The sequence below is a fragment of the Streptomyces sp. DI166 genome (genome assembly GCF_900091315.1).
Taxonomy (GTDB): Bacteria; Actinomycetota; Actinomycetes; order Streptomycetales; family Streptomycetaceae; genus Streptomyces; species Streptomyces fuscus.
In genome coordinates this window covers 1-7029 of sequence record NZ_FLSP01000186.1, presented here as the reverse complement: position 1 = coordinate 7029, position 7029 = coordinate 1, and the positions used below count along the sequence as shown (strand labels likewise).

1 protein-coding gene is annotated in these 7029 nt (G+C 67.4%); it reads right to left on the bottom strand.

Going from position 1 to position 7029, the window contains the following annotated elements:
• Positions 1-5815, bottom strand: a 5815-nt coding sequence (locus GA0115233_RS39280) for a DNRLRE domain-containing protein (protein WP_093725510.1), incomplete at its 3' end; no start/stop codon positions are given.
• Positions 5816-7029 lie beyond the last annotated feature (1214 nt).

The window sequence follows — 7029 nt, the reverse complement described above, 5'->3', positions numbered from 1 at the left end:
TTTTGCCGTCGAGGTCGTATTGGTTGATGGGGTCTGCGGGGTAGCCGTAGGCGTTGGCGCCGCCGCCGTAGACGGGGTCGAGGGAGAGGAAGCGTCCGGTGGTGGGGTTGTAGAAGCGGACGCCCATGAGGGTGAGGCCGGTGAGGGTCTCGGTGGAGCGTTGTTTGGCGCCGAGCCAGTTGTAGCGGGTGGCTTGCTGGCCGGTGCGGGGGTTGCCGTATTCGTCGCTGTCCAGGGCGGTGGGTGCCTTGGTGGTGTCGAGGGGGAGCTGGAGGGCGACGTCGCCGTGGATGGTGGTCAGGTGCAGGGTGGTGTCGCCGGTCTTGCTGGTGGTGGCGGCGAGGTCGCCGGAGGCGGACTCGATGTTGCGGGTCAGGGCTCCGGTAGCGGTGTCCTCGGTGATCCAGCGGGGGTTGTCGCTGTCGTTGTCGTAGTGGTTGGTCTTGGACGCGGTCTGGGTCCAGGTGGTGCCGCTGCCGGTTTCGACCTTCCAGGAGCGGAAACGCAGGGCGGCGTCGAGCTGCCAGGTCTGTCGTTTGCCGTTTGAGGTCTGCTGGTAGGCGAGGTCGTTGGTGTAGTAGCTGAGGGTGCTGCCGGGCAGGGCGGTGGTGCGGCCGAATGCGTCGTAGGTGTAGCCGGGGTTCACGAGGCGGTCGGCGCTGTCGTAGGTGTAGTTGGTGGTGGTCGCTCCGGTGGTGGTGCAGGCGCTGCCGGGGGCGGCGGTGGCGGTGGCCATCGTGCTGCGGTTGGAGCGCTTGTCGAAGGTGTAGGCGCGGCGGGTGCAGACCTCGCCGACGGTGTCGTCGACGTTGGTGAGGCGGCCGGCCTTGTCGTAGGTGTACTGCTGGGCGGAGAAGCCCTGGTGGCTGGTGGCTTGGCCGTGGGCGTTCTCGGTGACGGTGTCGGTGTAGACGCTGGTGCCGTCACTGTCGCGGGTGTAGGCGCGGGTGGTGGTGGCTCCGGTGGGGTCCTCGGTGACGTTCAGGGTGTAGCCGCCGGGGAGTTTTTCGGTGGCCAGGGAGCCGTCCGCGTCGTAGGTGGCGAAGAAGTCACCGGCGACGGAGTCGCTGGTCTTGGTGACCAGGCCGCGGGGTTCGGCGGTGTGGTCGTAGGTGTAGGTGACTGTTGAGGGCACCGTGTCGGTGACTTTGACCGGCCGGTCGAGCTTGTCGTACTCGGTGGTGGTCTTGCCGCCGTCGGCGTCGGTGTAGGAGGTGAGACGGCCGAGTTTGTCGTAGGCCTTGGTGATGGTGCCGGCGGCGGTAGATGTGATCTTGGTGACCTTGCCGGTGGCCGGGTCGTACTCGTTGGTCGTCTCAGGGACTGCCTGGCCGAGGGTGCCGGTGATGGTCGTCTTCAGCACGCGGCCGGCCGCGTCGTGGGTGGTGCTGGTGGTGCGGCTCTGCCCGTTGGCGGTCTCTGTGATCTTGGCGGGCTGGCCGAAGTAGCCGTATTCGGTGGTGGTGTCGGGCAGGTTGGCCGGGTTGGAGCCGCCGCCGGTGATGGCGCCGGCCGGACCGGTCCAGCAGACCTGGTCGGCCCACTCGGGACGGCCCTTGCACCAGCCGGTGCCGTCGGCCGCCCAGTACTCGGTGATGCGGGTGGCGGCGTCGTTACCGGTGGAACCGGGCAGCGACTGCGAGGTGACGCGTCCCTGTGCGTCGTAGGCGGTTGTGGTGGTCAGGTTCAGGCCGCCGGAGTCCTGGGTGGTGAGGGTGGGCAGGCCCTTGGCCCAGTCGTACTGGGTTTCGTTGACCCGCTTCTCACTCATGATCGAGTAGTAGTCGCGGACCCGGGCGCCGGTGATCTCCAGGGTGACCTGGTCCTTGACGGTCGCGGTGCCGTCGGTGGGGCGTCCTTCGTCGTACTCCTTGACCGTCCAGGTGCGGGCGGGTACGGAGGTGCCGGCCTCGACCAGGACAGTGGTGCCGTCCTTGAGGTCCTCGCTGAGATCGATTCGGTGCATCGGCCCGAATTCTTCGAGCTCGCGGGTGCCGGTGTCGTTGTAGAGGGAGGTGGTCGACAGCAGGTGGGCCCGCTCGGAAGCCGACCGGGAGATGATGCCCAGGTCGGTCAGGGTGTCCTTGTGGGCGTCCGTGGCGCCGAGCGCGAGTTCGCGGTTGCCGGCGGTCAGTTCCCGGATGGTGTTGCCGAACCGGTCGTACTCGGTGGTGGTGAGGTGCTTGCCCGGCTGCGCGGTGTTGACCTGGCGGCCGGAGGCGTTGAGGTAGTGCACCGTTGCCCGGCTGTAGCCGGCGGAGGTGAGGGCACTGCCGTCGTGGGAGGCAGGCACTGCATCCGCGGGGAAAACGGCGGTGGCATCGCTCGGGGTGTCGAGCTGGCCCCAGACGGCGGTGTCGGAGGCGCCCATCTGGTGGGGGGCCTTGGCGCCGGTCAGCGGGACGCCGTAGACGATGCTGGTGACGGCCTCGCCGTCAATGGTGCCGGCGGTGCCCTGCTTCAGCGCGGGGCGGGAGACCTTCAGGAGCATGCCGTCACCGGGGGCGGTGCCGGTGCCGGCGTTGCCGTAGGTGAAGGTGTAGGGCAGTTCGCCGGGCGGCTCCATCCAGGTGACGCGGCCCTCGTGGTAGGCGTACTGGGTTTCCGCCTGCTGTCCGATGCGCGGGTCCCAGGACTGGCGCAGCCGGCCCAGGGAGTCGTAGCGGTAGGAGGCAACGGTGGTTGCGGTGGCCGCGGTGGCGCCCGGTTCGGTGGCCCACAGCCTCAGCTGCTTGACCTGGCCGGTGAAGTCGCCGAACTGGGCGTCGGTGTCGGTTCCGGTGGCTGTGGTGGAGGTCGCGTAGACGAACTCCAGCACCCGGCAGCCCTTGGTCGACGGGGTGGCCTCGCAGGTTGCCGTGGTGGCCGCCGAGGTCGGGGCGATGATCCGCTTGGGGCGGGCCAGCGTCTTGCCGTCCGCGGTCACCGTCTCGGAGACCACCTTGGTGGTGGCGTTCGACAAACCGTCCAGCAGGGTGCTGGAGACCTGCCAGGTCGTGGCGGCCGTGGCGGGCTTGGTGAACGTGGTCACCGTGCCCTCGGTGTCGGACAGGGTGAAGGTCGAGGACACGCTGCTGCCCTTGAGGACCAGGTCCTCCGCGCCGGGCTCGGAAACCCAGCCGGTCTTGGCGGCGTTGGCGGTGAAGTGCAGGGCATCGCCCTCCGCCGTCACCACCGCGACCGCGGTGTCGGAGACCTTGCGCACGTGGCTGTAGTCGGACCCGGTCAGTTCTGCCGCGGTTCCGGCCACCCACTCCTTGCCGAAGATGGCCGCCTGGCCCTCCTGCTTAGCGCCCTGGTCAGGAGTGCGGGAGGACGCCGTGCGCGTCACCGACAGGTCGAAGACCGACACGTCGGTCTCGGACAGGGTGTAGTCACCGGTGAGCAGGTTCAGCGAACCGGGACCGGTCTCAGCAGCCGCGGCACCGTCGGCGTTGCGGTCCACGACCACCGTCAGCGCGGTCGTGCTCGAAGACGCCGAGTTCGGGCCGGTGAAGTCGGCCTTGATCTGCACCGTTCCGTCCGGGGAGACAGTGCTGGTGGTGTTCCATACCAGCGGCGCGTTCTTCCCGCCGGTCAGCGGCACCGGCCAGGCGCTCAGCGCGGTCCCGCCCGAGGTGACGTCACCCGGCGGGATGCGCACCCACGCATCGGCCTCCGAACGGCGCCAGGAGAACGACACCTTGTCGTACTTTCCGGCCTCGGCCTCGGCCACCAGCGGCAACCGGCGCGCGGTGCGCTCGCCCTCGGACGGCTGGAGGAACCCGCCCGAACCGGCATGGAAGACGTACTCCAGCGCCTCCGACTTGTTGTCGGCCTTGTCCACCGAGCGGACCTGCAGCGTGTGGGTGCCGTTCTTCGGCGGAGTGATGCTGATGTTCTTGGCGGTCGCAGCACCGCCAGTGGCGACCTTGGTCCAGGTCACACCGTCCAGCGACCACTCCAGCCAGTTGTGATCTGCAGCCGGCGGGGTGACGGTGAACGTGCCGGCCTGCCCGGCGCCCTTGACCCACTGCCCGGCCGGATAGTCCGTCGAGGTGATCTTCAACGGGGCGGACGGAGCGGAGGTGTCGACCGTGAACGTCTTCCAGGCCGACCAGCCGGTGTTGAAGTGCGTCCCGTCATACGGACTGGTGCGGAACTTGTAGGTCTTGCCGTTGGTGAGCACCCCGGCCGGCACCTTTACCGACGCCGCCGAGCCCGAGGCCACGTACTTGGAGACGATGACGTCGCCGACCTGCTTGTTGGTGGCGTTGTCGTAGATCTGGAAGGTGCCGTTGACCTTGTCACCGTCAGCATCGACGAACGTGTCACGCAGCGTCGGAGTGGTGGTGTTGACCACGTAGGAGCCGCTGTAGGAGAAGTACGGCGGGCCGGCCTCCTGCTTCGTGCCCGTCTTCGGCCGGAAGTTGTAGTTCACCACCAGCTTCGGCGGGTTCGACGCCGCATTGGCGGAGTTGACCCGCTTCCACTGCTCGATGACCGACTCGCTGGCGGCCCGCAGGCCCATGTGCCCGCGGGCGGCCTTGGCCGACGCCCAGTCCTGCACCAGCGTGGTGACGTCCGCGTTGATCCAGCCGTCGGGGGCCGTCGTGCACGCGGCGTTGCCGCGGGTCTCGGTCGAGGTGGCCTTCTTCGCCGTCCACGCCGGCTGCGAGGTCCAGCGCGACGACGTCGACGCGGCCCCCGCCGACCACACCTCCCAGGGATAGGCCTTGCAGTCGGTGTTGCCCGAGTGGAAGTTCCACAGGCTCAGCTTCGCGCTGGAGACCAGCGCGTCCTGGATCGGCGTGGAGTTCCAGGAGATGAACGACCGTGCCGTGCGCGGCGTGCCGTTGCTGTTGACGGTGCCCGGGTTGCCCAGGTCCAGCTCGGTGTCCGCGGACCAGTCGACCGTCTCGCCCTGCTGCACGTAGGTGTCGAAGACGTTGCTCAGCGCGGACGTCGAGGGGTCCACCGTGACCGGGTACTTGGTCTTGGGATCGGCCAGGAAGCCGGCATCCGGTGTGATCACCAGATCGACCCCGGCACCCTTCTTGACCACCTTCATCGCCACCGGCACCCGGCGCGTGTGCTCACCCGATCGCCGGTCGACGGTGGCATCCCACATCACCGGCGCAGGCATGACCGCCCGCTTCTTGCCCTTGCGGTCGGTGAACAGCACACTGCCGTTCTTCAGCTGCCTGACCTTCAGTCCCTCGGCCTTCAGTGGCAGCGTGTAGGAGTAGCCGTCCGTGGCCGGACGCTGCTTGATCTCCACGAACTGCTCGAAACCGGTCCGGGTCGCCTCCACGACGACATCCGCCCCCGGCACCGCGTTGACGTACTCCGCCCGCGTACCGTCCACCTTCGGCGCGGGCAGGCCGCCCTTCCACTGCAGAGTGATCTGCCGATCACCCTCCCCCAGCGTCAGCAGGTCCACGGCCTTCGCCCGCCGGGACGCCGCCAGCGACTTCGCCGGCGTCCCCGTACGGCCCGCCAGCCTCAGTCCGCCCGGATGCGCGACCGGCTCGACACCGCCCTGCGGGGTCTTGCGCAGCTCGACATCGACATCCACCCACGCCCCGTCCCGCTCGAAGCGCACCGGGCCCGCGGACAGCTCCGTCGTCAGACTGCCGTCCTTGTTCACCCACGTCGTCGACGTCTCAGTGCGCTCACTGAGCGCCTCCACACGCCGCCCCGACAGCCGGGCCGCAACCTTCGCCGACACGATGTCCGCCGCCGACGCAACCCCCTTCACCTTGTCCTGCTCCGCCGAAGCCGGAGAGGAAGGCGCAGCCGCCGCGGCCGCCCCCTCCATCAAAGACACCGACATCAAAACAGCAAGGCCACCCGAAATCCATCGGATACTTCGGCTTTTCTCATTCCAGACACGCCCTCTCTCCGGAGAAGGCGCCTCTTCCTCAGGTCTCACGAATCCATTCCTGTCTGTCATCCATGAAAGGACAGCGAACGAATCGAAAAGTAACCAGGTACACAAGATCACTAAGAGGGCCAAACGCCCAACCCGGACACCCTTACCCCCCGCCCACCTCCGTGATCTTGAACACAATACACAACGTGATCAATATGGAATGCGAAACTCCAGCATCGCGAACAAGCCACTTAAAGTAAAACAAGCCAAACATGCCGGGAATTAGCACCGGCAGCCCGCCGCAAACAACCCACCCCGCCGCCCCAGCAAACCGCCCGCCACCCGCCCCCTCCCAGGTGACAGCACCAAACCCCGTTGCACACACCCCACCCCACAAGGCATCCTGAACGCCGAAAAAACAGCCCAATACACACCACAACCCACCCCACAACACCCCGGAAAAGACCCCCATGCAGCCCCGAACCCCCCTCCTCGTCGTCACCGCAATCGCCATACTCATCCACCTCACAGCCCTCATCGCCCACTACAAATGGGGACTCAGAACAGCACTCAACCTCACCCCACCAGCAGCCGGATCCCTCCTCGCCATATACCTCGTCCGCAAAGGAAAACCCCCACACCAGCCCTGACAAGAAACGGCACAGATTCCAGCCGCACACGAAGTGCAACGCCACACGAGACAGAAAAACCAGCCCCAGCGAAAAATTCTCTGCCCCCCCGCTCCCACGACGTGACGCAGGGACGCGGAGCATGCGACTCCACAACTCAATAGAGCGGCATAACCGAGGAAGTCGGCGAGCTCGCGGGCGGTAGCCTCCCAGTCCCGCACGATGGGGTCGAAGTTGACGTCGGTCGCGTTGAGCTTGAAGCCCCCGGCGTGGGCATCGCCCAGGTAGTGCGCGCGCAACTGGTCGCGGTGCATCTCTTCGACGCTCTTGCCCTTGAACCGGGCCTGCCGCTCCCCCAGATCCCCGGTGGGCACCGGGTGCTTCTCCAGTAGGGCGGGCCAGATCTCCGACTCGGCCGGAGCGGTGGCCAGTCGAGTTCGCCAGCCACCGCGATGACGTGCCAGGTGTGCCCGCCCGGGTGCTCGCCGCGCAGCTCCGGCGGGTGCAGCGCTCGGCATGCCCAACTCATAGTGAAACCGATATCGA